Genomic DNA, 25749 nt, shown 5'->3' with positions numbered 1-25749 from the left:
CGAGCTTGCTCGCGATGAACCTGAGAGCGCCGCGGGGTGTCAGGTTACCAGCGGTATCGTTGACGACCATCGTCGGATCGCCGCCCGGAGCAAGCTCGCTCCTACAGGTTTATGTGTAACTGGCTACTTGCCCAGCGGCCAAAACCGTTCCCCACCGCCCGGTGCTTCCGTCCATGCCTGCAATGAGCGTGTCGGCAAATCGAAATAATCCCGCGTGCGTGAATAGCCATGCCCACCCATGCGTCCAATCGCATCCAGCCCCAATTGATCGATGTACAGGGTTTTCGGATCGATCAGTTCGTCGCGCACATGGGCCATCAGCACTTCACCGAAGATGATTTCCCGCGACTGGCCGATGGACAGCGCCATCATCCGCCGGCACTCCAGCGCCACCGGGGCTTCGCCGATGCGAGGGCATTTGACCGTGGTGCCTGGGATGGCGGTGAGGCCGGCGGCGGTCAATTCGTCGAAGCCGGGGGCGAAGGGCACGGCGCAGACGTTCATGGCTTCCACCAGTGCATCGCTGACGATATTGACGGTGAATTCCTGGTTGAGCTGAATGTTGCGGGTGGTGTCCTTGGGGCTTTGGTCGTCGTAGTTTTCCACGCCAAGGGCGAGGATGGGCGGGTCGGCCGACAGCGCATTGAAGAAGCTGAACGGTGCTGCGTTGACCCGGCCTTCGCCGTCGACGGTGGTGACCAGGGCAATCGGCCGTGGCACGACGCTGCCGATCAGGATCTTGTATTTGTCCCGGGGGCTCAGTTGGCTGAAGTCGAAGCTTTGCATGGGCAGAATTCTCTAAAAAAGGGGATCAATCGCGCTCAGTGGCGCCTGTGCGCTGTAGTCGTCGGCGAACGGGATGGCCGGCCGGAACAGGCTTTTCCAGTCCGGTTGGCCAAAGGCCCGGTCGCTGTGGCTGCGCATCAGCCTTTCGAATTGCCGTTGGGCCTGACGTTGCAGGGCGCAGTAGTCGATGCCCTTGACCTGGCCGTCCTGCATCACGCAGCGGCCATCGATGTAGCTGGCGATGCAGTCGTCACCGCGACCGGCCAGCACCAGATTTTTCAGCGGATCGAATAACGGTCCCAGGTGCATTGCGCGCAGGTTGAACACGGTGATGTCGGCCTTGCACCCCGGCGCCAGACGTCCGAGATCGTCGCGCCCCAAAGCGGTGGCGCCGCCGAGTGTCGCGGCGTTGTACAGGTCCAGCGTGCTGGTCAGGTCATTACCGCCCTCCATCAGGCGGGCGATGTTCAAGCCCTGACGCATGTTGTCCAGCAAGTCCGCCGGCCAGGTGTCGGTGCCCAGGGCGAAGTTGATGCCCTTGGCCCGATAGCGTCCGAACGAGTTCAGCGCCTCGCCATCGCGGGCGAACACCACCGGGCAATGCACCAGACTGGCGCCGCCGTCCACGACTCGCTGCAAGTCGTCATCGCCGTGGGTGTAGATGCCGTGGGGCAGCAGGCTGCGTGGGTTCAAAAGCCCAAGCTGCTGCAACCAGCCCAACGGTGAGGCGCCGCGCAGTTGCTCGACCATCGCCATTTCGCCCAGACCCTGACAGCAATGCAAACGCATCGGTGCATTCATTTCCTGGCTCAGCTTGGCGGTGCGCTGCAGCAGCGCCGGGGTGCAAGTCTGGATGCGGTCCGGCAGTAGCGCCCCGCGAATCAGGCCGTCATTCGCGCCGTCGAAATCGCGGAAAAACTGTTCAGCGGCATCCAGTCCCGCCATGCCCCGGGCTTCGTCCCAATGGTGCGCCAGCGTACCGTCGGCCTGCCAGTAACTCATGCCGCTCATGTAGCTGGGGCCGAGGTATGTGCGTAGCCCCAGCTCGGCCGACACATCGGCTACGGCCGCAAACTCGTCGTAGGTCTCGGCCCACTCGCGGTAATACATCGAGGTGATCGGCATGGCCGTGGTGATGCCGTTGCGGATCAGTTGCGTGAAGGCGTAGCGGTATTTGAAGACTTCTTCTTCGGGGCTGTAACTTTCCCGCGATCCACGCGCCAGATACTGCGCCGACCACATCCGGCCTATGTCGCGCTCGTCGCCGTTGTCCAGGGTCAGCACCGTGGAATCGAGGTCGCCGAGGGCATCCAGATCGATGAAGCCGGGGCCGATCAGCGCATTGCCGTAATCAACCCACTGATCGACCGGGCCCGGATAACCGCGCCCGACAAACTCAATGCGCGAGCCCGCGAACACCACTTCGCCGTCGCGCCACAGCACATGCCGGGTGCCGTCGAAGCCGACCACACAACTGGCCCGCAAGCCGATGCGCTTCACAGCCGGCTTTCCAGCAAACGGCCACCCGCAGCAATCAATTGACCCGTGCGATAGACCTGACGCAGCGGCCGCGAAACCACCGCTTCACCCAGTGTTTGCACCGGCATCAGCAGGAAATCCGCTGGCTGGCCGATCGCCAGGCGATTGGCTTCGCAACCCAGTGCCTGGGCGCCATTGGCGGTTGCCGCCGCGAACGCCGCCGCCAGTTCGTCGTCCTTGCTCAGGTCGAAGCGGAACGCCAGCAGCATCGCCCGTTCCAGCATGTCGCCGTTGCCCATGGGCGACCAGGCGTCGCGAATGCCGTCGGAGCCCAGGCACACATTCACACCGGTTTCGCGCAGGGCCAGGAACGGCGGCACCGCGCAATCGGCCGGGGCCGAACTCATCAGCGAAATACCCAGTACCGCCAGGCGCCCGGCCACCGGTTTGACCTGGCTCCACGGCAACATCCCCAGGCAGTACGCATGGCTGATCATCACCCGGCCCTGGCGAGCGAAGCGCTCGGTGTAGTCGGCGATCAGCGCGATCTGCCACAGGCCCAGCTCACCCTTGTCGTGCAGGTGAATATCGATGCCACGGTCGAATTCGCTGGCCAGCTTGAACACGAAATCCAGTTGCGCAAGCGGATCGTTATCGATGCCGCACGGGTCCAGGCCACCGACGTTCTCCACGCCCAGGGCCATGGCTTCGCGCATCAATTCGGCGGTGCCGGGGCGACTGATCAGGCCGGTTTGCGGGAACACCACCAGTTGCAGGTCGATCAGGTCGCGATATTGTTCGCGCAGCTGTTGCATGGCCTCGACATGACGCAGGCCGAACTCCGGGTCGATGTCGACGTGGCAACGCATGGTCAGCGAGCCACGGGCGATGCAGTTTTCCAGCAGGGCGCCGGCCCGTTGCGCAATCGGTGTGGTGACTTCGCGCAGGATGCGCCGTTCGTTGGCAATGTAGTCCTTGAGGGTCGGGCCGGCGCTATTGGGGCGCCATGGCTGGCCCCAGAGGGTTTTGTCCAGGTGCACGTGGCTTTCCACCAGTGCAGGCGTGAGCAACTGGTTCTGGCCGTCGATGTCGGTGGCCGACAGGGTTTCGTTCGAAGCGGGGCGGCGTTGGCTGAACCGGCCGTTTTCGATCAACAGGTCTTCGGCGGGGGCGCCGTAGGGGCGCACGTTGCGCAGCCAGTGGGGGTGGGTCATTGAATACCTCAAGTTGTATGTTGTCAGGGCCGGCCTCTTCGCGAGCAAGCCCGCTCCCACATCTGGAATGCGTTCCCTGTGGGAGCGGGCTTGCTCGCGAAGGCCGCGACTCGGTCTCGGATCAGCCCTTGAGTTTCGCCCAGATACGGTCTTGCAGCTCACGCGCCTTGTTGCTGCATTCCTTTTCCGGGCGCAGGCGCGAGGCGAATTCGTCGGGCATGTTGATGGCGTCCATGACTCGCCATTTGGCGTCGATCAGCTTGTCGCTCTGGATGCCGTTGGCGTAGGCGATGGCGTTGGACACGGCGGCGGCGTTTTCCGGTTTCATCATCCAGTCGATGAAGATCTTCGCGTTACCGGGGTGCGGCGCGCTTTTCGGTACGGCGAAGTTGTCCTGGAACATCGCCAGGCCTTCTTTCGGATACACGTACTTGATGGTGCTCTTCTGCAGGGTGGCCCGCGCTGTGGAGCCGTTCCAGTTCTGCATCATGATCACTTCACCGCTGGCCATACGGTCGACGGTGTTGTCCGAGCTGTACATCTTCAGGAACGGTTTCTGTTTTTGCAGCAGTTCGAGGATGCGCTTGGCGTCCTGCGGGTTTTCGCTGCATTCGTCGACATTCAGGTAGTGGCTGGCGGCGTTGATCACGCTGCTGGAGGTGTCGAGGGCGGCGAGTTGGCCTTGCAGTTCCTTGCGCGGCTCGAAGAACTCTTTCCACGAGTCGTCGAGTTTGCCACCGGGCACCCGTGCGCTGTCATAGGAGAACCCGGTGGTGCCCCACAGGTACGGCGCCGAGAACTTGCGGCCGGGGTCGAAGCCCGGGTCGCGGAACGCCGGTTTGACGTACTGGAAGTTTGGCAGGGTCGAGGCGTCGATCTCCAGCAGCAGGTTCTGGTTGATCAGGGTGCGCATGATCGATTGCGACGGCACGATCACGTCATAGGCCGCGCCGCCGGCCTGCAACTTGGCCAGCAGGGTCTCGTTACTGTCGTAGCCGTCCATGGTGACCTTGATGCCGGTCTCCTTTTCAAACTTGGCCAGCAGGTCGACCGGGTAGTAGTCGGTCCAGTTGTAGAAGAACAGTTCCTTGGGCTCGGCGGCCTGGGCGCTGAACGCCGTGAACGCGGTGAAGCAACTCAAGGCCAGACCGGCAACGGCGAAACTGGCAGCGGCGAAACGGGGGCTTTTCACTTTCTTGCTCATCAACGTAGTCTCCAGGCTTATTGTTGTTTACCGCGCTGTCCCAGCCAGAAGGCCAGCACCACCAGCACGATGGATATCACCAGCATCAGGGTCGAGATCGCGTTGATCTCCGGCGTCACGCCGGCCTTGATGGCTGAGAAGATGTACACCGGCAAGGTTGTCGAACCCGGTCCGGCGACGAAGAAGGTCATGATGAAATCGTCGAGGCTGACCACGAACGCCAGCACCGAACCGGACAGCACCGCCGGCCACAACAGCGGCAAGGTCACCCGGCGAAACACCTGCCAGGGGTTGGCGTACAGGTCGTTCGCCGCTTCCAGCAGGCTCTTGTCCAGGTCATTGAGCCGCGCACGTATCGGCAGGTAGGCAAAGGGAATGCAGAAGCCGATGTGGGCGATGATCACCGTCAGCAAACCGAGCTTGATCCCCAGTGCCATGAACAGCAGCAGGGTGGCCACGGCGGTGACGATTTCCGGCAGGATCAGCGGCAGGTTGATCCCGCCTTCGACCATTTTCTGTCCGTAGAACGGCCGGTAAGTCGCCAGCGCCGCGAGCAAGGCAATCGCCGTGGCGCACACCGTGGCGATGCTGGCGACGATGATCGAGTTCAGCGCGGCGGTCTGGATCGACGGGTTGGCCAGGATGCGCCCGTACCAGTCCAGCGAGAACTCGGTCCACACCGTCGCCGAGCGGTTGGCGTTGAAGCTGTAGGCGATCAACACGAAAATCGGCAGGTACAGATAGGCCAGCATCAACAGGCTGACTTCACGGGTCAGCGGCAGTTTTTTCAGGTGCAGGGCAATCATGCTTGGGCTCCCGGGCGGTGGGTCTTGGCGGCATTGCGGCTATAGAGGGCGTAAAGCACCAGGGACAGCAACATGATCCCCAGCAACAGGAACGACAGCGAGCTGCCCAACGGCCAGTTGCGCGCGGTGCCGAACTGCTGCTGGATCAGGTTGCCGATCATCAGCGTCTTGCCGCCGCCGAGGATGGCCGGGGTAATGAAGGCGCCCAGGCTTGGCACGAACACCAGCAACGCACCGGCAATCACCCCCGGCATCGACAGCGGCAGGATGATCCGGCGCAATGCGTGCCAGCGGTTGGCACCCAGGTCATAGGCCGCCTCCACCAGGCGCCAGTCGAGTTTTTCCAGGGTCGAATAGATCGGCAGAATCATGAACGGCAGGAAGCTGTAGACCAGCCCGACGCTGACCGCGAAGTCGTTGTAGAGCAGGGTGATACCGCCGGCCTGCGGCAACAGCGCGTTGAGGCTCTGGGCGACCCAGCCCTGTTCGCGCAGGATGATCAGCCACGCGTAGTTGCGGATCAGCAGGTTGGTCCAGAACGGGATGGTGATCAGCAACACCATCAGGTTGCGCCGCCGGGGCGTGAGGCTCGACATCCACAGCGCCACCGGGAAACCGAACAGGAAACACAGGACCGTGGTGCCGCCGGCCTGGAATACCGAACGGATCAGTGCCTGGGCGTAGACCCAATTGAGCTCAAGCTCACCGTCGAAACCTTCCTGGAAAAACAGCTGCACATAACTTTGCAATTGCCAGTTGGCCTGCCAGTCGACGCCACCATAGACGTTGCGCGGCAACAGGCTGATGTAGCCCATGATGCCCAGCGGAATGGCGATCAGGGCCAGCAGGGTCAGGACTACCGGGCTGAGCAACAGCGCGCGGTTGAGGGCTGGGGAAGTGCTGCTGACGCTCATCTCAGGCCTCCATCAACAGGCAGGCGTGGGGTGGCAGATTGACCGCGACGCGATCACCCACCGCCCGCCCGTGGCTCAGGCCTTCGTTGTTCTCGCGCAGCATGACCTTGATGTCGTTGTTCAAACGGCATTGGTAGAGCGTGGCCGTGCCGACATACAGCACGGCTTCGATCACGCCGCGCAGGTGGTGGGGCTGGGTTGGCTCGACCAGTTGCGAACGCTCGGGGCGGAACGCCAGTTGCACCTTGCTGCCGTCAAAGCCCTGGGCCGGGCAGGGGATTTCCACTGGCATGCCGCTGGGTACGAAGAGTTTTTCGTTCTGCTGGCCGCGCTTGAGGTGGCCAGGGAGGAAGTTGATATCGCCGATGAATTGCGCGACGAACTGGTGCTGCGGGCGTTCGTAGATTTCATTGGGCGTGCCGATTTGCAGGATTTTGCCGGCGGACATCACGGCAATGCGATCGGACAGGGTCAGCGCTTCTTCCTGATCGTGGGTGACAAAAATGAAGGTGATCCCGGCTTCTTTCTGTACGCGCTTGAGTTCGACCTGCATTTCCTTGCGCAGCTTGAGGTCCAGGGCCGACAGCGGTTCATCCAGCAGCAGCACTTTCGGCTTCGGCGCCAGGGCTCGGGCCAGAGCCACCCGTTGCTGTTGGCCGCCGGACAGTTCGGCTGGTTTGCGCCTGGCCAGGTGCTGCATTTGCACCAGCGCGAGCATCTCATCGACCCGCTGCGGGATCAGTTTGCGATCCAGGCCCTGCATCTCGAGGCCGAAGGCGATATTCTGCGCAACACTCATGTGCGGAAACAGTGCGTAACTCTGGAACACCGTGTTGACCCGACGCTTGAACGGCGGCAAGTCATTGACCGGCTCGCCCGCGAGGCGAATCTCGCCGTCGCTGACATGCTCGAAGCCGGCAATGGTGCGCAACAGGGTGGTCTTGCCACAGCCGGATGGGCCGAGCAGGGTGAAGAATTCGTTGTCGGCAATGTCCACCGATACATTATCGAGGGCGGGTGCAAGCCCCGGATCGTCGGAATAGCGTTTGGAGACGTTTCGCACTTCAATTGCAACTGGATGACCCATAATGGTGCATTCCTCTAATTATTGTATGCAAAATCTGGATGCAATTTAGAAATACCCGGATTAACCTGCTCGTGCAAGCCCCTTTTTCAATGGCCGTTCATTCGCCAGGGTTGTTTGCACAGGGCTGAAGGAGTTGATGAATGACGGAAAAGAAACTGGAAACCACGGTCGACCGCGTCTACCAAGGGGTTTACGAGGCGATCAGCAAACGCTCGCTGCGTCCGGGAATGAAGCTGGGCGAAGCCTCGTTGGCCGAGCTGTTCAATGTCAGCCGCACGTCTGTCCGGGCCGCGCTCAAGCAATTGGAAGCCGATGGACTGGTCACCACCGAGCCTAATAAAGGTGCATCGGTTTCGTTGCCCAGTGACGAGGAGATCCGTTCGCTGTTCGAAACCCGGCGTCTGGTCGAGATCGGTATCGTCAGTGAACTGTGCCGTCGTCGCGATACCGCGGTAACCCAGGACCTGCGCGATCACTTGCTGCTGGAGGATGAGGCGCATCAAAGCGGTGATCACGAGCGGCTGATTCACCTGCTCGGCGAGTTCCACATCAAGCTGGCCCGCAGCCTGAACAACCCGGTGCTGCTCGACTGGTTCCAGAAGCTGATTTCCCGGGCGTCGCTGTATGCCGCGGCACTGGATGACGACAGCCATGAGGCCTGCCGCGACGATGAACACCTGCGGCTGATCGAGTACATCGAAGCAGGCAACCAGAGCGCGGCCATCGAGCTGACCTGCATGCACCTGAATGGCATCGAGAAGGCCATTCTGGATGTCGCGGCCACGCTGAAAAGCAGTTACAACCCGCTCAAGCATTTGATTGAGGTCTAGTCCCCACTGAAGATCAAAAACTGTGGGAGCGGGCTTGCTCGCGAAAGCGGTGTGTCATTCAACCTGTTCGTCTGCTGATACACCGCCTTCGCGGGCAAGCCCGCTCCTACAGGGGATCTCCAGTGGCCCGTGAGAATCAGCTATACCTCTATGAAACGAATAGCATCCAGAATGCTCGAAACAAACGGGTGCAATTTACCGGGATTGGGCCAGTCGATGCAGTTTCTAGCGGATAGCCACGGGTGTGCCGGATGGAACGGCGAAATGGCCGAACGCATTCGTGCGTTCGACTGGAGCCTGACTGAACTTGGCCCACTCGACTCATGGTCGAAAAGCCTGAACAGTGCGGTGCAGTTGATGCTTGCCTCGCCGTTGCCGATGGTGATGCTCTGGGGACAGTCGGGGTACATGATCTACAACGACGCTTACTCCAAGTTTGCCGGTGGACGTCATCCGTACCTGCTGGGCTCTACGGTCGAACTGGGATGGCCCGAGGTGGCCGAATTCAATCGCCATGTGGTGGATACCTGCCTGGCGGGTGGCACCTTGTCCTATCGCAATAAAGTCCTGGTACTGCTGCGCGACGGCGTTCCCGAGGACGTCTGGCTCGACCTCTATTACAGCCCGGTGGCCGACGATGACGGTCGCCCGGCCGGGGTCATGGCCATGGTGGTGGAAACCACCGAATGGGTGATATCCGAACGTCGGCGACAGGCGGCCGAAGACGCCTATCACGCCGACAACGAACGAGTACGGCTGGCGCTGAACGCCGGGGCCTTGCTCGGCTCCTTCGTCTGGGATATCAAGACCAATGTGTTGTCGGGTGATGAGCGCTTCGCTCGCACGTTTTCCTATCCGCCCGGACAAGACCTGCAAAATCTGTCCCAGGACATCGCTGAAAGCCGGATCCATCCGGACGATCGCGCCTGGGTTCAGGAGCGCATCACACTGTCGGTCGAGACCGGTGAACCCTACAACGCCGAATACCGCATCCAGCGCCCCGATGACAGTTACCTCTGGGTACTCGCCAGCGGGTGTTGCGAGTTCGATGAGCAGGGCGAGGCGTTTCGTTTCCCCGCCGTGCTGATCGATATTCACGAACGCAAGACCGCCGAAGAATCCCTGCTCAAGTTCACTCGCAACCTGGAGCAACGGGTGGCTGATGAGGTCGAGGCGCGTCTGGCGGCAGAAGAACAATTGCGCCAGTCACAGAAACTCGAAGCCATCGGCGGCCTCACCGGCGGCGTGGCCCATGACTTCAACAACCTGTTGCAAGTGATCGCCGGCAACCTGCACCTGCTGGCGCGCCATGAGCCGGGTAACGCCAATGTGCAGCGCCGGGTCGCGGCGTCGATTGCCGCCGTCGAGCGCGGTGCCAAGCTGTCCTCGCAGTTGCTCGCGTTCGCCCGTCGCCAACCGTTGTCGCCCGCGGTCTTCACGCTGCGGCAGATTTTCGATGGCCTGGCGGAGCTGTTGCTGCGTGCCTTGGGTGAAACCCTTCAGGTGCACATGACGGCACCTGAAGATTCCTGGAGCGTGTTTGTCGATCGCAATCAACTGGAAAACGCCATTCTCAATTTGGCGATCAATGCCCGTGATGCCCTTCAAGGCGAGGGCAGGATTGACCTTTGCGCGGAAAACATCACCCTCGATCGCAAATTTTGCGCCGCAAAAGGCATTACCCCCGGGGACTATGTGCGGGTGTCCGTGGCGGATACCGGTGTCGGCATGCCGCCGCAGGTGCTCGCCCAGGCGTTCGAACCGTTCTTCACCACCAAAGCCGATGGGCAGGGCACCGGGTTGGGATTGAGCATGGTGTTTGGTTTCGTCAAGCAGAGTGGCGGTCATATCGAAATCGCCAGCGACGTCGGGCAGGGCACCCGGGTGCAGTTGTACTTCCCGCGCACCTTGCGCGTGGCAGCCAGCGAAACGCTGAACCCTGATATGCCGCAGCGGGGCGGGCACGAACGCATCCTGGTGGTTGAAGACAATGAGGCGGTGCGGGTGTCGGTGGTGGAGTTGTTGCGCGAAGAGGGTTATCAGATCCTCACGGCCACCAACGGTGACGTCGCCATGCAAATGTTGCTGGAAGGGCTGGCGGTGGACCTGATCTTCACCGACGTGGTCATGCCCGGGCTGATCAAGAGTTCGGACCTGGCAGCCTGGGCGAAAGTGCAGGAGCCTCCGGTGGCCGTGCTGTTCACCTCGGGGCATACCCGCGACATTATCTCGCGCAATCACCAGCTCAGCCCCGACACCCACCTGCTGAGCAAACCCTACAATCCCGAAGCACTTCGAAAAATGGTGCGCACGGTGCTTAACGGCTGACAAAAACAGCTGATTCCCCACACAGCATTCAAAAGGTTATCGAGTCATCGTCAGCCGGTGGAGGCGTCGGCGCAGGCGAAGGTTTTATGGCCTTTGCGACAGGACGACGAACGGACACCGCTGGTCTGACAGGTGGTCGACAGAACAGGCTAACCGAGGCCATTCTGATAGTTGGTGAACGCAATTGATCGCGTCTCGCTGTCGATCAACAAACGGAGGTGTTCCATGCCGGTGCCCCATGACCTTTATCAGGATCTGAAACGCTCAAAGGAAGAAATCCAGCAGAAACGCACCAAGGATCCGTTACTGGATTCACTGATCAACAAGTATTCCCTGGCTGATGCCGAAGTGGTGAAGGCGGAGGAGGCCAAATCCAGCGATGACACGGTGACGAAGCTCAAGGCGAAGCGCCTGGAGGTCAAGGACAAGATCGTCAGGCAACTTGGATCGTCGTCCTGATCCAGGCTGGAACGGCAACCAGAACCGGCACCTCGAATGCCCGGAGACCGATGTTACGGCTCTCGACGAGGTGCCTCATCATCCAGCCCAAATACCCCTGTGAACTGAACACCGCCCCCCTGTAGGAGCGAGCTTGCTCGCGATGGTCGTCAACGATAACGCTGGTTGGCAGGTGCCCCGCGGCGTTCTCGGGTTTATCGCGAGCAAGCTCGCTCCTACAGGATCAGAGGCGGGGCTTGCTCATTGCAGTGCCTTGCTCAACGGCAACCGCACCATGTTCTGCGCTTTCAGCGAACCGAAATACAACCAGTCCCCATACTCGCGCACCGTGGTGATGGGGGAGTAGTTGTCGCTGCTGCCGTCCTGCAAGTTGGCGATCACTTTGCCTTCAAGGTCCAGGCCCAGGGCAAACCCGCGTTTTTCCACGGGTTTGGGCAAGACGGTCATGGCTCGCACGATCATCTTGCGCACAAACGGATGCGCCGCCGTGCCGTCGAGCAAGGCGTTCCGGGGGGCATACAGTGCCACCCAGAACCGGTCGTGACCATTGAACGACAGGTTGTCCGGCAGCCCCGGCAGGTTGTCGATAAACAGGTCATGAGTGCCGGCCTTGGGGCCGCTGAGCCAATAACGGCTGATACGGTAGGCGCCGGTTTCATTGACCAGCACGTAGGCATCGTCCGGTCCCAGGGTCACGCCGTTGGCAAACTCCAGCTTGTCCAGCACAACCGATGTTTTGCCAGACTGGAAGTCATAACGCAGCAGACGGCCGTCACCGCCGTGTTCGAGCACGGCCTCACCGTCGTGGCCATAGCCGAAGCGGCTCGAAGCATCGCTGAAATAGGCGTAGTGACCCGGTTTGTCGATAACCACATCGTCGGTAAAGCCGAAGGGAACGCCGCCGGCTTCTGTGGTCAGGGCCACCAGGCGACCCTGGGCGTCGAGTGACAACAAGCCTTTGACGGCATCGGCGATCACCAGCAGGCCATTGGGATGCCGGGCCAGGCCCAGTGGCCGGCCACCGGTATCGACCAGGACTTTGGTGGTCTTGCCGTCCAGGCTGGTGCGGATCAGGCGACCGTCGTGCAGACCGGTGAGGAGTGTGTCGTTTTCCAGCAACAAGGCTTCCGGCCCATCGATGTCGGCGGCTCCGACGCGTTCCATACCCTTTAGTCGCTGGTTGTCGGCGTAGATTCCGCTGGTGAGGGAAGGCGCGGGTTGTGGCGCCCAGGCCACCGGTTGCACCCTGGTTGGCATCAGCAGCAGGAAGGCGCCGATGGCGACGATGACCAGCAACAGGCATTTGAAGATTCTGCTCACGCGCTGACCCCTGTCGCGACCAGATACTTCTGCGCCATGTCGCGCAATGCCTGCATCGACTCCGCCGATTCCCGATCGATGCGCCGCTGGAGCAACAACCGGTTGGCAATCCGCATCGCCAGACCGCTGAATTGATATTCCAGGGTCCGGACGAAACGTGTGTCCTGGCCTGTGGCATCGCATTCATAGGTCACCACCAGCGACAGGCCATGATCACCCCGGGCCCGGGCGCTCCAGCGCCGTCCGGGCAGGTACTCCGCTACCTCCCAACTCAAGCGCCCGTCGCGGCCACCGGCGCGGATGTCCTCCTCGAAACGTGCGCCGGCATGCAACGGGCCTTTTGGTCCATCGATATGCAGCGACGAGGGGTGCCATTGCGGCCATAGGCTCGCGGTACTGGCGTAGGCCAATACGTCCAGCGGGTTTCCGGCAATGACAATCTGATGCTGCATGCGGGTCATGGGCGTTCTCGGCGGGTTGAGTGGCGCAGGTTCCGGTTCCCAATAGAGGGTGCCGAACAGGTAGTCCATCAGCGGGAAAACGATGTTGAAATTACGCTCCTGCATCAGTTCGCGGCGGTGATGCAGCTCGTGCAGCCGGCGCATCTGGCGGATCCATGGCAATCGTGTGACCGGATTGCGCGGCGGCAGGTGCTCGCAGGCATGAAACACTTCATAAATCAGGTAACCGAGGACAAGCAAGCCGCCGGCCAATCCGGCAACGTTCGCATCCAATGGCTTGAGCAGCCACCAGAGGGGCAGGGCGACGGCGAGGGTGTGCAGCACGATCAGCCATGCCGGAAACAGAATCACCCGCCAGTCGCGGGCGCTGTCGTAGGTCATGTGGCCGGGGGTGAAAAAACTGTGGTGGTCGCCAGCGTGACGGGCATAAAACAGCCGGGCGAAACTCTTTTTATGATGCCCCAGGTGGCGATGCACCATGTACACGCCGAAGTTGAACAGCAGCAGCGTGACGGGCACCGCCAGCCATTGCGCCGGACGTACCTGATGCACGTTGCTCCAGAAAATGCTGATCGCCAGTGCCCCGAACGCCAGGACAAAAGCGCCGTGCAACCAGGGGTTGTAGAGCGGATGAATGTCGGCGCGGTAGCGGCTGCGGAATCCTGCGGTGGTCTGCCTCACTGCAATCACCTGTCGTTATTGTTATCTCTGCAGATTAGTCGATTCCAGCGTGTTGACTGGCCGAACCTTGAAGGCACATTGGCCATGATCCGGTGCAAACCGTTATCAGGTCAGTGGGTCCCAGCGCTGTGACCAGTCTTCGTCGGAATCGATGACCGTGCGCAGCAGGTCGAAGGCGTGTTGCAGGGTTGGCGAGTCGCGGTCGCGGGAATAGACCAGGTAGGTCGGATAACTGAATTCCGGAGCCTTGGGCACCAGTTCCAGCACACCGCTTTCCAGGTAGCGCTGTACCACGCGGGTGCGGAAATAGCCGCTCCCGCCGTTTTCGAGAATGTACTGCAAACCCAACGGGCCAAGGTTGAAGGTCAGCGCAGCCTTGGCTTTTTCCGGCAGGGCAGCGTCGTGCTGGCGGCGAAAGCCTGGGCCCCAATCGATGTACACGTAAGGCTCGGGCCGTTCGACTGAGCGCACGAGGATGAGCTTTTCTTCAAGAATCTGCTCGACCTGTAAGCGCGGCCAATACTCGGGCTGATACACCAGCGCGGCATCCAGTACGCCCAACTCCAGTTGGCGCAGCAGGTTTTCGCCATCACGGATTTCCATGCGCAAGGCGTGGCTGGGGATCTTTTCGCGGATTTCACCGGCCCAACCGAGCATCAGCGGATTGCACAGGCTGACCTCGCCACCGATGTGCAGTACATCGCGATAACCCTCGGGCAACGGCAAATCACGCCGTGCGGCTTCCCAGGTTTGCACCAGTTGATTGGCGTAGACCACGAAGGCTTCACCGTTGGGCGTCAGGCGGGCCCCGGCGCGATTGCGCACGAACAGGGTGCTGCCCAGTTGGCTCTCGAGTTTTTGCACCCGTGCAGTGATCGCGGTCTGGGTGACATGGAGCTTCTCGGCAGCCGCGGCCAGGCTGCCATGGCGGACGATTTCGAGGAAGGTGCGGGCGAGGTCGATGTCCATGGGGCGGCCGGTGTGGGAAGTGTTCGTATTGTAGGAGTGGGGGCCGGCAATCGGTACCCCGATTTTCGAAGGGCAAAAACGACGAATCCCGCCACGAGGGGCGGGATTCGTTTGCGGCCTTGCACGTTCCCGAAGAGCGGGAACCGGGTGCTTAGGACGGGAACAGCTCGGACAGTTTCATGGCCAGCATCATGTCGCCTTCAGCGCGCAGTTTGCCGCCCATGAACGCTTGCATGCCGTCGGTTTCGCCGCTGACGATGCCTTCCAGGGTTTCGCCGTCCATCACCAGGGTCACCTGGGCGTCCGGGTTCTCGCCTTCCTGCAGCTCGCAAGTCTGGTCTTTGACAATCAGCGAGAAGTTCTTGGTGTCGTCGATGCGAAAACCGAAGACCAGGTCCAGACCGGCAGCAGCGGCTGGGTTGAACTTGGCTTTCATTGCTTGTACGGCATCAGCTACGGAGGTCATGGTTCGATCCTTTCTTGGGTATTAAGAGCTGGTTGATTACAGCCAGGGTCACAATAGTCCGGACTCAGCGAAACGTGATGAGTTCCGGGGCCTTCAACAGCTGCAGGTGCGCATGACTGTTGAAGGAAGCCAGGGCCACCTCGCGACCACGAAACTTGAGTTGGTTGAGCGAGGTGTTGACGATTTGCCAGTTCAATTCAAAGGCCTGCCGGGCAGGCATTTGCGTAATCAGGTGGAGCAGGGCGGTGATGGTGCCGCCGGACGTGAACACGGCGATTTTCTGGGTGTTGTCGGCCTGGTCGAGGATGCGATGCAAGCCGGCCTGTACCCGCTCGACAAACCCCAGCCAGCTTTCCAGGCCCGGTGTGTCGTAGGTGCCGGTTAGCCAGCGTTCGATGATCAGGGCGAAGATACGCTGGAACTCACCCCGGTTTTGCGCGGCGTTGCGCAAGATATGCAACGCTTCGGGTTCGTCCGGCAGCATGGCCGGCAGCAGCGCGCGGATCACCGCATCGGCGTCGAATTCGTTGAAGGCGGAGTCGGTTTCCAGGAGCGGCACCGGCAGGCCCACTGCTGCGAACTGTTCCAGCGCGCTGTTGGCCGTGTGCTGCTGACGGCGCAAATCCCCCGCCAGGCAGCGGTCGAAGCTGATCCCGAGTTCGGCAAGGTGCCGGCCAAGGATTTCAGCCTGACGAATGCCGGTCGGCGACAGGACGTCGTAGTCGTCTGCACCGAAGGAGGCCTGGCCATGTCGAATCAAATAGATGCTGCCCACGTCCGCGTCATCCCGGTACGTTGAAGGTTTGGCGAGGTTATGAGGATGGCGGTGAGCTGTCAATGAAAAAACATACGCTTGTTTGAAATGCCCGTTACAGGCCTGTTGCCGGAGGTTACGCGACTGGTCGCAAGGCCGGCGCATGGGTATGCTGGAAGTATCCCGCGCGCGTTCGAGCCGCGCATCGTTTGAGGAGTCCCTGTGGAGTTTTTTTCCGAGTACGCCATTTTCCTGGCCAAGACCGTGACCCTGGTGATCGCCATTCTGGTGGTCCTGGCCAGTTTTGCGGCCTTGCGCAGCAAAGGGCGGCGCAAGTCGTCCGGTCAGTTGCAGGTCAGCAAGCTCAATGATTTCTACAAAGGGCTGCGCGAACGCCTGGAGCAAACCCTGCTCGACAAGGACCAGCTCAAGGCCTTGCGCAAGACCCAGGCTAAAACCGACAAGAAACAGAAGAAAAAAACCGAGGCCAAGCCCCGGGTGTTCGTGCTGGATTTCAATGGCGATATCAAGGCATCGGCCACCGAAAGCCTGCGCCACGAAATCACTGCCTTGCTGACCCTCGCCACTGCGAAGGACGAAGTGGTGCTGCGCCTGGAAAGCGGCGGCGGCATGGTTCACAGCTACGGCCTGGCTTCCTCGCAACTGGCACGTATCCGTGAAGCCGGCGTGCCCTTGACCGTGTGCATCGACAAGGTCGCGGCCAGCGGCGGCTACATGATGGCGTGCATTGGCCAGAAGATCATCAGTGCACCGTTCGCGATCCTCGGCTCGATTGGCGTGGTGGCGCAGTTGCCCAACGTCAATCGCTTGCTGAAAAAGCACGACATCGACTTCGAAGTGCTGACCGCCGGTGAGTACAAGCGCACCCTGACCGTGTTTGGCGAAAACACCGAGAAGGGGCGGGAGAAGTTCCAGCAAGACCTGGACATCACCCATCAACTGTTCAAGAACTTCGTGTCGCGCTATCGCCCGCAACTGGCGATCGATGAAGTGGCCACCGGCGAAATCTGGCTCGGCGTCGCGGCACTGGAAAAACACCTGGTCGACGAACTCAAGACCAGCGATGAATACCTCGCCGAGCGCGCCAGGCAGTCCGAGCTTTATCACCTGCACTATGCCGAGCGCAAAAGCCTGCAGGAGCGCATTGGCATGGCCGCCAGCGGTTCGGTCGACCGCCTGTTGCTGAGCTGGTGGAGCCGTTTGACCCAGCAACGCTTCTGGTAATTCTGCGCTCAATCGGCTAATCGCTATTGTCCGCTTTTGTATTTTGAACGATTAAAAGGCCTTGAGCGATGCCATGCAGGCAATGTTCAAGGCCACTTTTAATGGAGACTAATACCTTAAGAGGGCAAGTGTTGATTCGTTGCTCAGCGCTGCCATGTTATTTTCGGAATTCGGGCAAGGCTGTTATTGATATACCAATCCAGGATCCTTCCCTCATCGCCATAAGTGGCCGACGCCTTGATCAGTGAATCGATGTCGGCAAAGCGAATTTCATCCATTGCACTGATCAGTCCTTTTTTCAGGTAAACACTGTCGCCATCAAGCGATATTGGAAATGCCGATGGTCCTGGCGTGTATCCATTGAACTGAAACTGGAATCTATAGTCGCGGTCGAGTATAAACATCCCGGGCTCATTGAGTTGCTCTTGTAATGTAGTCGGGAGGTCAGAATATGAAGACCATGGCAGCTCTATGCTGTCCATTTCACCTGGAAGCTGTTTAAAGCCATTTGACTCCAGGGCTTCAAGCAGGTTCTCGAGGCTCTTGAAGCGAACATTGTCAACTTCTGGCCATTCCTCGTGTTGAATATGGATAAGAGTGTTATCTGTCTGGATGGGGATGTAGCCAATGTCGCCATTGGCATCGCAGTATAAAATGGCGAGATAACTAAAATCCTCTTCTTTCCAAAGTGTTTTGAGTGCAGAGTTTCGGGCTTCATCTGAAATATACATCGTGCAAGATCCTTTTGCGGTTAGCTGAGTTTTTCAAACTCTATCGCGTAAAATAAATAGCATTGTGCGGAATGTATTTCCGGGGTTTTCAAGTTGTAAAGTTATTACTGTGATGCTGGTTGTCTGGTTGGTCAATTAGCTTGAGTTGTGTCCCGCTTTTTTTGCCTGTGAATGCTTCTCCTGTGTGTCCTGTGTCCTCCACGGCATGGCGAAATCTCTGTAGGTAACAGGCGACAGTTCCTGCTTTCGGCAACGCGGCGGCTGGTTATGTTGGTGTTCCAAAAATAGTTGCCATGGAATGCACATGAATGACCCTCTGCGCGACCACGAAGCACCGCCGCATCCAGCTCGGCCCATGCGTGATGAATTGAAAACGGCGATTGCGACCGCACTGCCGCAAACGCCGGAGCAATTCGGTGCACAACTGATCCGGGAAAAGTGGGGGCAGGATATCGATCCAGATTCAGCCCTGTTGGTAACGCTTGACTACGACTCCGACGCGAGTGCCGGGCGGGGCGCGATCCATCAGGGGCGGGTAAACAACTCACGCACCCTGGTGCAGGCATTACTGTCGAATTATCAAACTGCGGCTGACGGCCGTTTCGGCGAAACGGCGTTCGGTTTGTATACACCTCCGGACATCGGGCCTGAGATTCATATCGTTGATCCAGTCGATGATGCGGCGGCCAGAGCCGTGGATTACTACCACGACTATGAAGGGATCTATCGGAGTACAACACCACAGACCTACGGTCCCTCGACACAAATCGCCCTCAGGCCGGCCGACTTCAAGAGGTGGGTTTGGGAGCTGGAGCTGCAGTCCCGCTATCAGGCCTATCTCGACCAAGCCTGGCCCTCCGCTGAGCGGATCGTGCGGGCCGAGCCTTACGCGATGAGGACATCGGTCAAGGCGGCTTTTGTCATGAGCGCTTGCCTGCAACATCAGGAAGGCAGCCTGAGCGAGGGCGGCCTGGCATTGGCGATGCAGGCGGCAGGATTGCCGGCGGAGCAGACCTGGGAAGCTTTGGCCATCGCCCAACTGCAAGCGCCAACCCGCGTTGGTACGCAGATCGAAGCGGGACGCCTGACGATCTACCGCTACACCTCGTCCGACATCTGGTTTTTTCGCCAGCGCAGCAGCGCCCGAGTGCTGCTGTATATCCCGGCCAACTCCTCGCCCTTGCATGAGTTCGCCGACATCCGGCACATGCGCGACTGGGTCGTGGCCCAAGGCAGGAATCGCGACACGCAACAGGCTCTGGCCAGCCATTTTGCCGAAGAAGACCGTGACGACGGCACCTTCCATGCGGGTGTACTGACTGCGCTGGAGGGCCTGGCGGCTTATCCGAATGAATACAGGCTGAAAAAGACCGCCGGGTTCTTCAATGACGACGGTTTTTGGGATCCGCAGGACTACATCGATTTCGAACGCTCTTCTGCGGCCACAGACCCTTTTGCACAACTGGTATTGACCATGAGGCAAGCGGCGATGGCCAGCGTCAAAACCATCCGCGACGATGCCCAGGTCAATCGTGACAACCTCAGTGCGGTGGTTGAACCGCTTGTGCGCTGGATCAACCAGTTCGGCCCGTTGGCCTTGTTTGTTCCTGGTGGCGAGGGCTTGCTGGTGCTGGCCGGAATCATCGATGCCGGCTACGGCCTCGATCAGGCCGTCAACGGAAAAACCCCGGAGCAGCGTTCCGAAGGCATCACCCGTACGGTATTCGGTTTGCTCAACGCGTTGCCGCTGGCCGGGGCGGGAGTTGCACTCAAGGGCGAAGGCTCAAGTGCCAAGGCACTGGGTGAAACGCTGCACGAACCCGGTGAACCGGTCCGTGAACCGGGCGCTCATTCTTTGCCTGATGTGACGATCAAACCTGTACCTGCTCCAGCGACGGTGGTGACCCGTCTGGAGTTGATGCGCGGTGTCTGCGCACCATTTGCTTCATTCAGCGATGAGGTGCTGGCACAGATCGGCAAGGTCAGCGCAGTCGATGACGACATGCTGCGCCTGATGCAGGCGGGTCGGGCACCCACCCCGTTGCTGGCCGATACCATTGAGCGCTTCAGGATCGATCAGGAGGTTTCAGTGCTCGCTGATTCATTGGTTGCACGTATCGAATTGTTCAATCAGCGCTACCAGGCGCTGCAGCAGTCCGAGCATGAGTGGGTGCGATTGTTCCAACGACAATATCCCGGGCTGCCCAAAGCTGCCGTGGAACAAATGCTCGATCGTCATGGCATCGATTTCAAGGTGCCATTGGATGTGGTCGAAGCCAAGCGAACGTTCAAGCAGCTGGACCACAAGGCACGCCAATACCAGAAGCATGTGCGCCTCAATCGTGCCTATGAAGGGTTATATCTTCGCGCGGCAACCAATCCCGAGTCGGACATATTGGCCATGCACTCCCTGAAAAACCTGCCCGGCTGGCCGAAGAGCCTGCGAATCGAAGTGCTCGATGGTTCACCCGGCGGTAGGGTCCTGGACCGTGGAGGGCCGCTCGAAGCGCCTGACTGTCGACGCCTGATCAAGGTGGGAGAGTATTATCAACCCTACGGCTTTTCGACTCGACCCTTCGTCGGCACGCCATTTCATGAGGCTATTGTCGGTGTCCTGTCCGAGGAGGAGCGTGCGGCCTTGCAGCTATCGTCGAATGATCCGGTTGCCGGGTTGAAACTTTGCGTCAGCGAATACGCGTTGTCCCGTCCGGAACTGGTCCTGGGGCTCGACAGAATGGACTCAGGGTTGCCCTTCGAAGCGCAGGGTCTCAGGGGAGGAGGTTATCCGGACACGCCTCGTGAGGGAGCCTTGACCCACGCCATGATGCGTATGCAGCTCAAGGAGATCTATCCCGAATTCTCCGACGACGAGGCCGACGGGGCGCTACGGCAATTGGGTAGCGGAGCCCAGGCGTATATCGACAGCTCAAAACTGCAGTTGCAGCAACTGTACACGGATCTGCAAGGCTGGCTCGACCAGGTGGCGGTGGATATCGACGACATGGATGTGCCTTTTTTGCAAATGGGTGATCCCGCAGCAGAGGGACTGACGCCTGCACAAATCGAACTGCGCAACACTGAGTTGCTGCAAGGCGTCATGGAGCACGAAGGCGAGTCCCGATACGAGCTGGGGGAAGAGCTGATTGCCATCTGGCAAAAGCGTGCTCCGCAGCACAACAGCCACTACTCGGGGGATTATCGACGCGGTTTCACGATTGACATGAGCCATGAGGACTATCATCGATTGCCGGTACTGAACGTGCGGTTCAGCGATGTAGTGGAGCTGAACCTGAAGAACTTCCACCTGACAGAACCAGGCACCCTCAATGGTTTTCTGGAGTGCTTCCCTGAGTTGCGCAGGTTGGACATGGAGGGCACCGACTTGAGATTGACCGATATCTCGGGGCAAGTGGAAAGCGCATTGCCATCGACGATCCCCCAGCTACAACATCTCGTTTCACTGAATCTTCGTTCCACGCACCTGACATTCCAGGAACATACCGCCGCGCAGTTGAGTCAGTTGGGCAATCTGCAATCGCTGGACCTGAGCGAGAACCCGTTGGGTGTCCCCCCGATGGTGTTTGGAATGAACCAGCTACGAATGCTGAAGCTGAACAATACGGGTATCACAACGTGTCCGGTGGGGGTCATGGAGCAGCCGTACCTGACCACTCTGGACCTGCGCGATAACCTGATTCATCGAGTACCACAGGCAGTCCTGAACCAGGCCATTGCCAGGGACCGTGTATTGCTGTGGAACAACCCCTTGACCGATGAGGACACGTTGCAGCGGCTGGTCAGGCATCGGGAACAAACGGGCATCAATCTTTGGCTGGGCACGCCAGGTCCCGACTATTTGCAACCGTCTGCCTGGTTGCATGGCATTGACGAGACGCAGCGGGATGCCCGGCTGCAGGTCTGGCAACGCCTGGCACTCAGGCCTCGTGGCCAGCGATTTCTGGGGACCGTGAGTTCATTGGCGCTCACTGCGGATTTCCAGGTGGATTATCCGGACCTTCAGGCGCGAGTATGGCGATTGTTGACTGAAGCAGACGCTTCGCAGGAATTGTGGGGGAGGCTGACTCAGGATGCACCGCTGCCCGCGGGTGCGTTCGACAATCCGTTTGCGGCGTTCACCGCACTGGAAGGCCGGGCGAAGCTCTACAGCGACTGGGTGGCTTTGGGTCGGCCGTTTCCGTTTCCGGAGAGTGGCCGGTAACAGCCGATGAGCCTTGAGCCCTGCCAAGGGCTCAAGGCATCACGGTCAGCGGCGACGGAACAGCGGCAGCGGTTCGTCAGTGGCGGCCTGGTAGGTCACCGAAAAGTCCTTGAGACCTTCCAACGCTTCATACGGGTCTTTATCGGGGCGTACGGCAAACGCGTCGAATCCACAGCGATGCATGTAGAACAACTGGTCGCGCAGCACGTCGCCAATGGCCCGCAATTCGCCCTTGAAACCATAACGGTCACGCAGCAGGCGGGCATTGGAGTAGTTGCGGCCATCGGTGAAGGCCGGGAAGTTCAGGGCGATGACCTGGAACTGCGCCACGTCTTCGCCGATTTCCTCGGCTTCTTCATCAGCGTCGAGCCAGATGCCCAGGCCACCGTCGCGGGCCAGGAGCATACGGCTGTGTTCGCGCCACAGCTGCAACGGGACGATGTAGTCGTCGCAGTTGGTGATCCCGTCGATATTGAAATCCTTGGGCAGCAGGTGCCAGGTCTCGTCGACGACCTCGTTGTTCTTAATTATTCGCTGCATAGACGCGTTCCTTGAAGAGGTCGATGCCAATACGCTGGTAGGTGTCGATGAAACGCTCGTCTTCGGTACGTTGTTCGATGTACACGTCGATCAGCTTCTCGATCACGTCAGGCATGGCTTCCTGGGCGAAGGACGGGCCGAGGATCTTGCCCAGGCTGGCGTCGCGACTGGCGCTGCCGCCGAGGGAAACCTGGTAGAACTCTTCGCCTTTCTTGTCCACCCCGAGAATGCCGATGTGGCCGACGTGGTGGTGACCACAGGCGTTCATGCAACCGGAGATGTTCAGGTCCAGTTCGCCGATGTCGAACAGGTAGTCCAGGTCGTCGAAACGGCGCTGGATCGATTCGGCGATCGGGATCGATTTGGCGTTGGCCAGGGAGCAGAAGTCACCACCCGGGCAGCAGATGATGTCGGTCAGCAAGCCGATGTTCGGCGTGGCGAAGCCTTGCTCGCGCAGCTCGCCCCACATGGCGAACAGCTTGTCCTGCTCGACGTCGGCCAGAATGATGTTCTGCTCGTGGGAGGTACGCAGTTGACCGAAGCTGTAACGGTCTGCCAGGTCGGCTACGGCGTCGAGCTGCTTGTCGGTGATGTCGCCCGGTGCAACGCCGGTTGGCTTCAGGGACAAGGTCACGGCCACGTAGCCTGGCTTCTTGTGGGCCAGGGTGTTGCGTGCGCGCCAACGGGCGAAGCCCGGGTGCTGCTGGTCGAGCTCGGCCAGGGCGGCGGTCTGGTTCTCCAGCGCCTTGTAGTCCGGGTCGACGAAGTGCTTGGCGACGCGCTGCACTTCGGCGTCGGTCAGTGTGGTCTGGCCACCGCGCAGGTGCTCCATTTCCGCATCGACTTTCTGCGCGAAGACTTCAGGCGTCAGCGCTTTGACCAGGATCTTGATCCGCGCCTTGTACTTGTTGTCGCGACGGCCGTAACGGTTGTAGACCCGCAGGATGGCATCGAGGTAGCTCAACAGGTCTTGCCATGGCAGGAATTCATTGATGAATGCACCCACCACCGGCGTACGGCCCAGGCCGCCGCCGACCAACACACGGAAGCCCAGTTCGCCAGCGGCGTTGTGCACAGGCTCAAGGCCGATGTCATGGACTTCGATGGCGGCGCGGTCGGAGGTCGAACCGTTGACGGCGATCTTGAATTTACGCGGCAGGTAGGCAAATTCCGGGTGGAACGTGGTCCACTGGCGAACGATTTCGCACCATGGGCGCGGGTCGATCAGTTCGTCCGCGGCGACGCCGGCAAACTGGTCGGTGGTGACGTTGCGCAGGCAGTTGCCGCTGGTCTGGATCGCGTGCATCTGCACGGTGGCCAGTTCAGCGAGAATGTCCGGAATGTCTTCCACGGCAGGCCAGTTGAACTGCACGTTCTGCCGGGTACTGATGTGGGCGTAGCCCTTGTCGTAGTCGCGGGCAATCCTGGCCATCATTCGCACTTGCCGCGAAGTCAGTTGGCCGTAAGGCACGGCGACTCGCAACATCGGTGCGAAACGCTGGATATAAAGGCCATTTTGCAGGCGCAGGGGGCGGAATTCTTCTTCGCTCAGCTCGCCTGCCAGATAGCGTCGGGTCTGATCACGGAACTGCTTGACGCGGTCCTCGATGATCCGCTGATCGTATTCGTCGTATACGTACATATAAGTCCTGTTCTCAGGCTTGGGTCGCTCGGATACAGCTGCGTTTTTGTGCTTGCCGGAGTCCGATGGAGCCTCTGCAATTCTGCGCGCACGGCCGCGCACTCCCTTCGGAGCCGGGGCAAGATAACAGTTTGCAGTTATGCGTAAAAGTGATGTTTGAGCATATGTAAAGAACCAAATCGCCTAATGAGAATCGTTGTTGCAAAGACCCTGTTTGTGGTGCGGGCAATCGTCGTCTTTACTCTGCTCGAGTCTTTATGCAATCACCGATAAAACCGACAAGAGGCGATGCAATGAGCAACCCAACCAAAGCACGGAAAAGCGATAGCACCGTTGATGCCTGGGCAATTTTGTTCCTGATCATCCTGGTCGTGGGGACGGCGGTTTTCTGGGTCAGCCATCAATAAACGACCCCGTCCGGGCCCGGTTCCGACGATTGTCCGACAATAAACGGATAATTCGCCGTTTTACGGGCGTTCGCTGGCTATAATGCGCAGCGAATTTCCGGGGGCTCGGACGACCAATGTTGAAGTTTCTGTGTGGAGTTTTACTGACGCTGGGCATGGTCGTGGGACCTTGTGCCCAGGCGGCGTCAGTGCTGTTCCTGAACCCGGGAACCCCCACGGAAGCTTTTTGGCTGAGTTACTCGCAGTTCATGCAGGCCGCGGCGACCGACCTGGGGATGGACTTGCGCATCCAGTATTCCGACCGCGTCTCCGAAAACACCATCCGCCAGGCTCGTGAAGCCCTTCAGGGCCACCATCGTCCCGACTACCTGGTCTTCGTCAACGAGCAGTACATCGCCCCCGAAGTCCTGCGGCTGGCCAAAGGCAGCGGTGTGAAGCTGTTCATGGTCAACAACGCCCTGACCCCGGACCAGATGAAGCTCGTCGGCGCACGACCTGACAAGTATCCCGACCTGCTCGGCAGCCTGGTGCCCAATGACGAGGAGGGCGGCTATCTGATGCTCAAGGAACTGATCCGACAGCACGGCCCGGCAGCTCCCGGCCAGACCATCGATTTGCTGGCTTTTTCCGGTTTGAAAATCACCCCGTCCGCGCAGTTTCGCGAGAAAGGCATGCGGCGCGCCCTGGCCGAGCACCCCGAGGTGCGTTTGCGGCAATTGGTATACGGCGGCTGGACCCGGCAACGCGCCTATGAGCAGGCCAGGTTGTTGTTAAAACGCTACCCGCAGACGTCGCTGGTCTGGGCCGCGAATGACGAAATGGCGTTCGGCGTGATGCAGGCATATGTCGAAGCTGGAGGCGTGCCGGGCAAAGGCGTGTTGTTCGGCGCGATCAACAATTCACCCGCGGCGCTGCAGGCACTGCTGGACGGTCGCCTCAGTGTGTTGCTGGGCGGGCACTTCACCCTCGGTGGCTGGGCGCTGGTGCAATTGCATGACTACGATGAAGGTGTGGACATCAGCCAGTACGGTGGCCGTGACCGGCAGGTTCCGTTGTTGCAGCTGATCGACCGGGCACAGGCCAGGCGGCTGCTGGCGATGGGCGCCGGGCAGGACTTCGGCGTGGATTTCCACAAGCTCTCGGCCAAGGGACGTCCCGCGTCCTGGCGTTACCCGTTCACCCTGCAAACCCTGATGCACTGAGTCGC

At 60.0% G+C, this 25749-nt stretch carries 21 protein-coding genes; 6 read left to right on the top strand and 15 right to left on the bottom strand.

Annotation, left to right across the window (positions count from 1 at the left end; translation table 11 throughout):
- Positions 1–123: 123 nt before the first annotated feature.
- The 7 genes from ACEN8Q_RS09115 to ACEN8Q_RS09085 all read right to left on the bottom strand — a co-directional run bounded on the left by ACEN8Q_RS09115 (position 124) and on the right by ACEN8Q_RS09085 (position 7490).
- Positions 124–786: a flavin reductase family protein gene (locus ACEN8Q_RS09115; protein ID WP_413705026.1), complete on the bottom strand. Its 663-nt coding sequence runs from the start codon at positions 784–786 to the stop codon at positions 124–126.
- A 12-nt stretch (positions 787–798) separates the two neighbouring features.
- Complete coding sequence (locus ACEN8Q_RS09110) at positions 799–2286, bottom strand: amidohydrolase family protein (protein WP_413705025.1); 1488 nt, start codon at positions 2284–2286, stop codon at positions 799–801.
- Complete coding sequence (locus tag ACEN8Q_RS09105) at positions 2283–3479, bottom strand: amidohydrolase family protein (RefSeq protein ID WP_413705024.1); 1197 nt, start codon at positions 3477–3479, stop codon at positions 2283–2285. The genes ACEN8Q_RS09110 and ACEN8Q_RS09105 overlap by 4 nt, the downstream gene beginning before the upstream one ends.
- Before the next feature lie 121 nt (positions 3480–3600).
- Positions 3601–4683 carry an extracellular solute-binding protein gene (locus tag ACEN8Q_RS09100; RefSeq protein WP_413423575.1) on the bottom strand — a complete coding sequence of 361 codons (1083 nt, stop codon included), beginning with the start codon at positions 4681–4683 and terminating at the stop codon, positions 3601–3603.
- A 17-nt stretch (positions 4684–4700) separates the two neighbouring features.
- The gene (locus ACEN8Q_RS09095; RefSeq protein WP_008015945.1) at positions 4701–5489 is read right to left on the bottom strand and encodes an ABC transporter permease; all 789 of its coding nucleotides are present in this window, start codon (positions 5487–5489) and stop codon (positions 4701–4703) included.
- Complete coding sequence (locus tag ACEN8Q_RS09090) at positions 5486–6403, bottom strand: ABC transporter permease (protein WP_413423573.1); 918 nt, start codon at positions 6401–6403, stop codon at positions 5486–5488. The genes ACEN8Q_RS09095 and ACEN8Q_RS09090 overlap by 4 nt, the downstream gene beginning before the upstream one ends.
- 1 nt (position 6404) lies before the next feature.
- Positions 6405–7490 (bottom strand): ABC transporter ATP-binding protein, encoded by a 1086-nt coding sequence (locus ACEN8Q_RS09085; protein ID WP_413423571.1) that lies wholly within the window; start codon positions 7488–7490, stop codon positions 6405–6407.
- A gap of 140 nt (positions 7491–7630) precedes the next feature.
- Between ACEN8Q_RS09085 and ACEN8Q_RS09080 the strand changes: the two genes are divergently transcribed.
- The 3 genes from ACEN8Q_RS09080 (at position 7631) to ACEN8Q_RS09070 (ending at position 11107) form a co-directional block, all read left to right on the top strand.
- Entirely contained in the window at positions 7631–8320 is a 690-nt protein-coding gene (locus ACEN8Q_RS09080; protein ID WP_007973313.1) for a GntR family transcriptional regulator, read from the top strand.
- A gap of 216 nt (positions 8321–8536) precedes the next feature.
- Entirely contained in the window at positions 8537–10648 is a 2112-nt protein-coding gene (locus ACEN8Q_RS09075) for an ATP-binding protein (protein WP_413705023.1), read from the top strand.
- Positions 10649–10873: 225 nt separating this feature from the next.
- A complete protein-coding gene (locus ACEN8Q_RS09070) occupies positions 10874–11107 on the top strand; it encodes a DUF465 domain-containing protein (RefSeq protein WP_085714836.1) in 234 nt (77 codons plus the stop codon).
- Between the two features lie 240 nt (positions 11108–11347).
- Here the strand turns inward: ACEN8Q_RS09070 and ACEN8Q_RS09065 are convergent, their stop codons facing one another.
- The 5 genes from ACEN8Q_RS09065 to ACEN8Q_RS09045 form a co-directional block, all read right to left on the bottom strand.
- A complete protein-coding gene (locus ACEN8Q_RS09065) occupies positions 11348–12427 on the bottom strand; it encodes an SMP-30/gluconolactonase/LRE family protein (RefSeq protein WP_413423566.1) in 1080 nt (359 codons plus the stop codon).
- The gene (locus tag ACEN8Q_RS09060) at positions 12424–13569 is read right to left on the bottom strand and encodes a sterol desaturase/SRPBCC family protein (protein WP_413423564.1); all 1146 of its coding nucleotides are present in this window, start codon (positions 13567–13569) and stop codon (positions 12424–12426) included. The genes ACEN8Q_RS09065 and ACEN8Q_RS09060 overlap by 4 nt, the downstream gene beginning before the upstream one ends.
- A gap of 105 nt (positions 13570–13674) precedes the next feature.
- The gene (locus ACEN8Q_RS09055) at positions 13675–14538 is read right to left on the bottom strand and encodes a LysR family transcriptional regulator (protein ID WP_413423562.1); all 864 of its coding nucleotides are present in this window, start codon (positions 14536–14538) and stop codon (positions 13675–13677) included.
- Positions 14539–14689: 151 nt separating this feature from the next.
- Positions 14690–15004, bottom strand: a complete 315-nt coding sequence (locus ACEN8Q_RS09050; RefSeq protein WP_007987439.1) for an SCP2 sterol-binding domain-containing protein — start codon at positions 15002–15004, stop codon at positions 14690–14692.
- Positions 15005–15068: 64 nt separating this feature from the next.
- Entirely contained in the window at positions 15069–15779 is a 711-nt protein-coding gene (locus ACEN8Q_RS09045; protein WP_413423560.1) for a histidine phosphatase family protein, read from the bottom strand.
- A gap of 201 nt (positions 15780–15980) precedes the next feature.
- On the opposite strand from ACEN8Q_RS09045, the gene sohB reads away from it, so the two are divergent.
- Entirely contained in the window at positions 15981–17003 is a 1023-nt protein-coding gene (sohB, locus tag ACEN8Q_RS09040; protein WP_413423558.1) for a protease SohB, read from the top strand.
- Between the two features lie 143 nt (positions 17004–17146).
- Here sohB and ACEN8Q_RS09035 read toward each other — a convergent pair whose 3' ends face one another.
- Positions 17147–17734 carry a hypothetical protein gene (locus ACEN8Q_RS09035; protein ID WP_413423556.1) on the bottom strand — a complete coding sequence of 196 codons (588 nt, stop codon included), beginning with the start codon at positions 17732–17734 and terminating at the stop codon, positions 17147–17149.
- A 304-nt stretch (positions 17735–18038) separates the two neighbouring features.
- On the opposite strand from ACEN8Q_RS09035, the gene ACEN8Q_RS09030 reads away from it, so the two are divergent.
- The gene (locus tag ACEN8Q_RS09030) at positions 18039–21953 is read left to right on the top strand and encodes a dermonecrotic toxin domain-containing protein (protein WP_413705022.1); all 3915 of its coding nucleotides are present in this window, start codon (positions 18039–18041) and stop codon (positions 21951–21953) included.
- Between the two features lie 45 nt (positions 21954–21998).
- Here the strand turns inward: ACEN8Q_RS09030 and ACEN8Q_RS09025 are convergent, their stop codons facing one another.
- Both ACEN8Q_RS09025 and ACEN8Q_RS09020 read right to left on the bottom strand, forming a co-directional pair.
- On the bottom strand, positions 21999–22493 hold the full coding sequence (locus tag ACEN8Q_RS09025) for a DUF934 domain-containing protein (protein ID WP_413423552.1): 495 nt from the start codon (positions 22491–22493) through the stop codon (positions 21999–22001).
- Positions 22477–24135 (bottom strand): nitrite/sulfite reductase, encoded by a 1659-nt coding sequence (locus tag ACEN8Q_RS09020; protein ID WP_413423550.1) that lies wholly within the window; start codon positions 24133–24135, stop codon positions 22477–22479. The genes ACEN8Q_RS09025 and ACEN8Q_RS09020 overlap by 17 nt, the downstream gene beginning before the upstream one ends.
- Positions 24136–24658: 523 nt before the next feature.
- Between ACEN8Q_RS09020 and ACEN8Q_RS09015 the strand changes: the two genes are divergently transcribed.
- Positions 24659–25744 (top strand): ABC transporter substrate-binding protein, encoded by a 1086-nt coding sequence (locus ACEN8Q_RS09015; protein WP_413423548.1) that lies wholly within the window; start codon positions 24659–24661, stop codon positions 25742–25744.
- Positions 25745–25749 lie beyond the last annotated feature (5 nt).

The organism is Pseudomonas sp. Pseusp16, assembly GCF_047324915.1.
In the GTDB taxonomy this organism is placed as follows: domain Bacteria; phylum Pseudomonadota; class Gammaproteobacteria; order Pseudomonadales; family Pseudomonadaceae; genus Aquipseudomonas; species Aquipseudomonas fluorescens_CD.
This window is presented reverse-complemented; position numbering and strand designations above follow the sequence as displayed.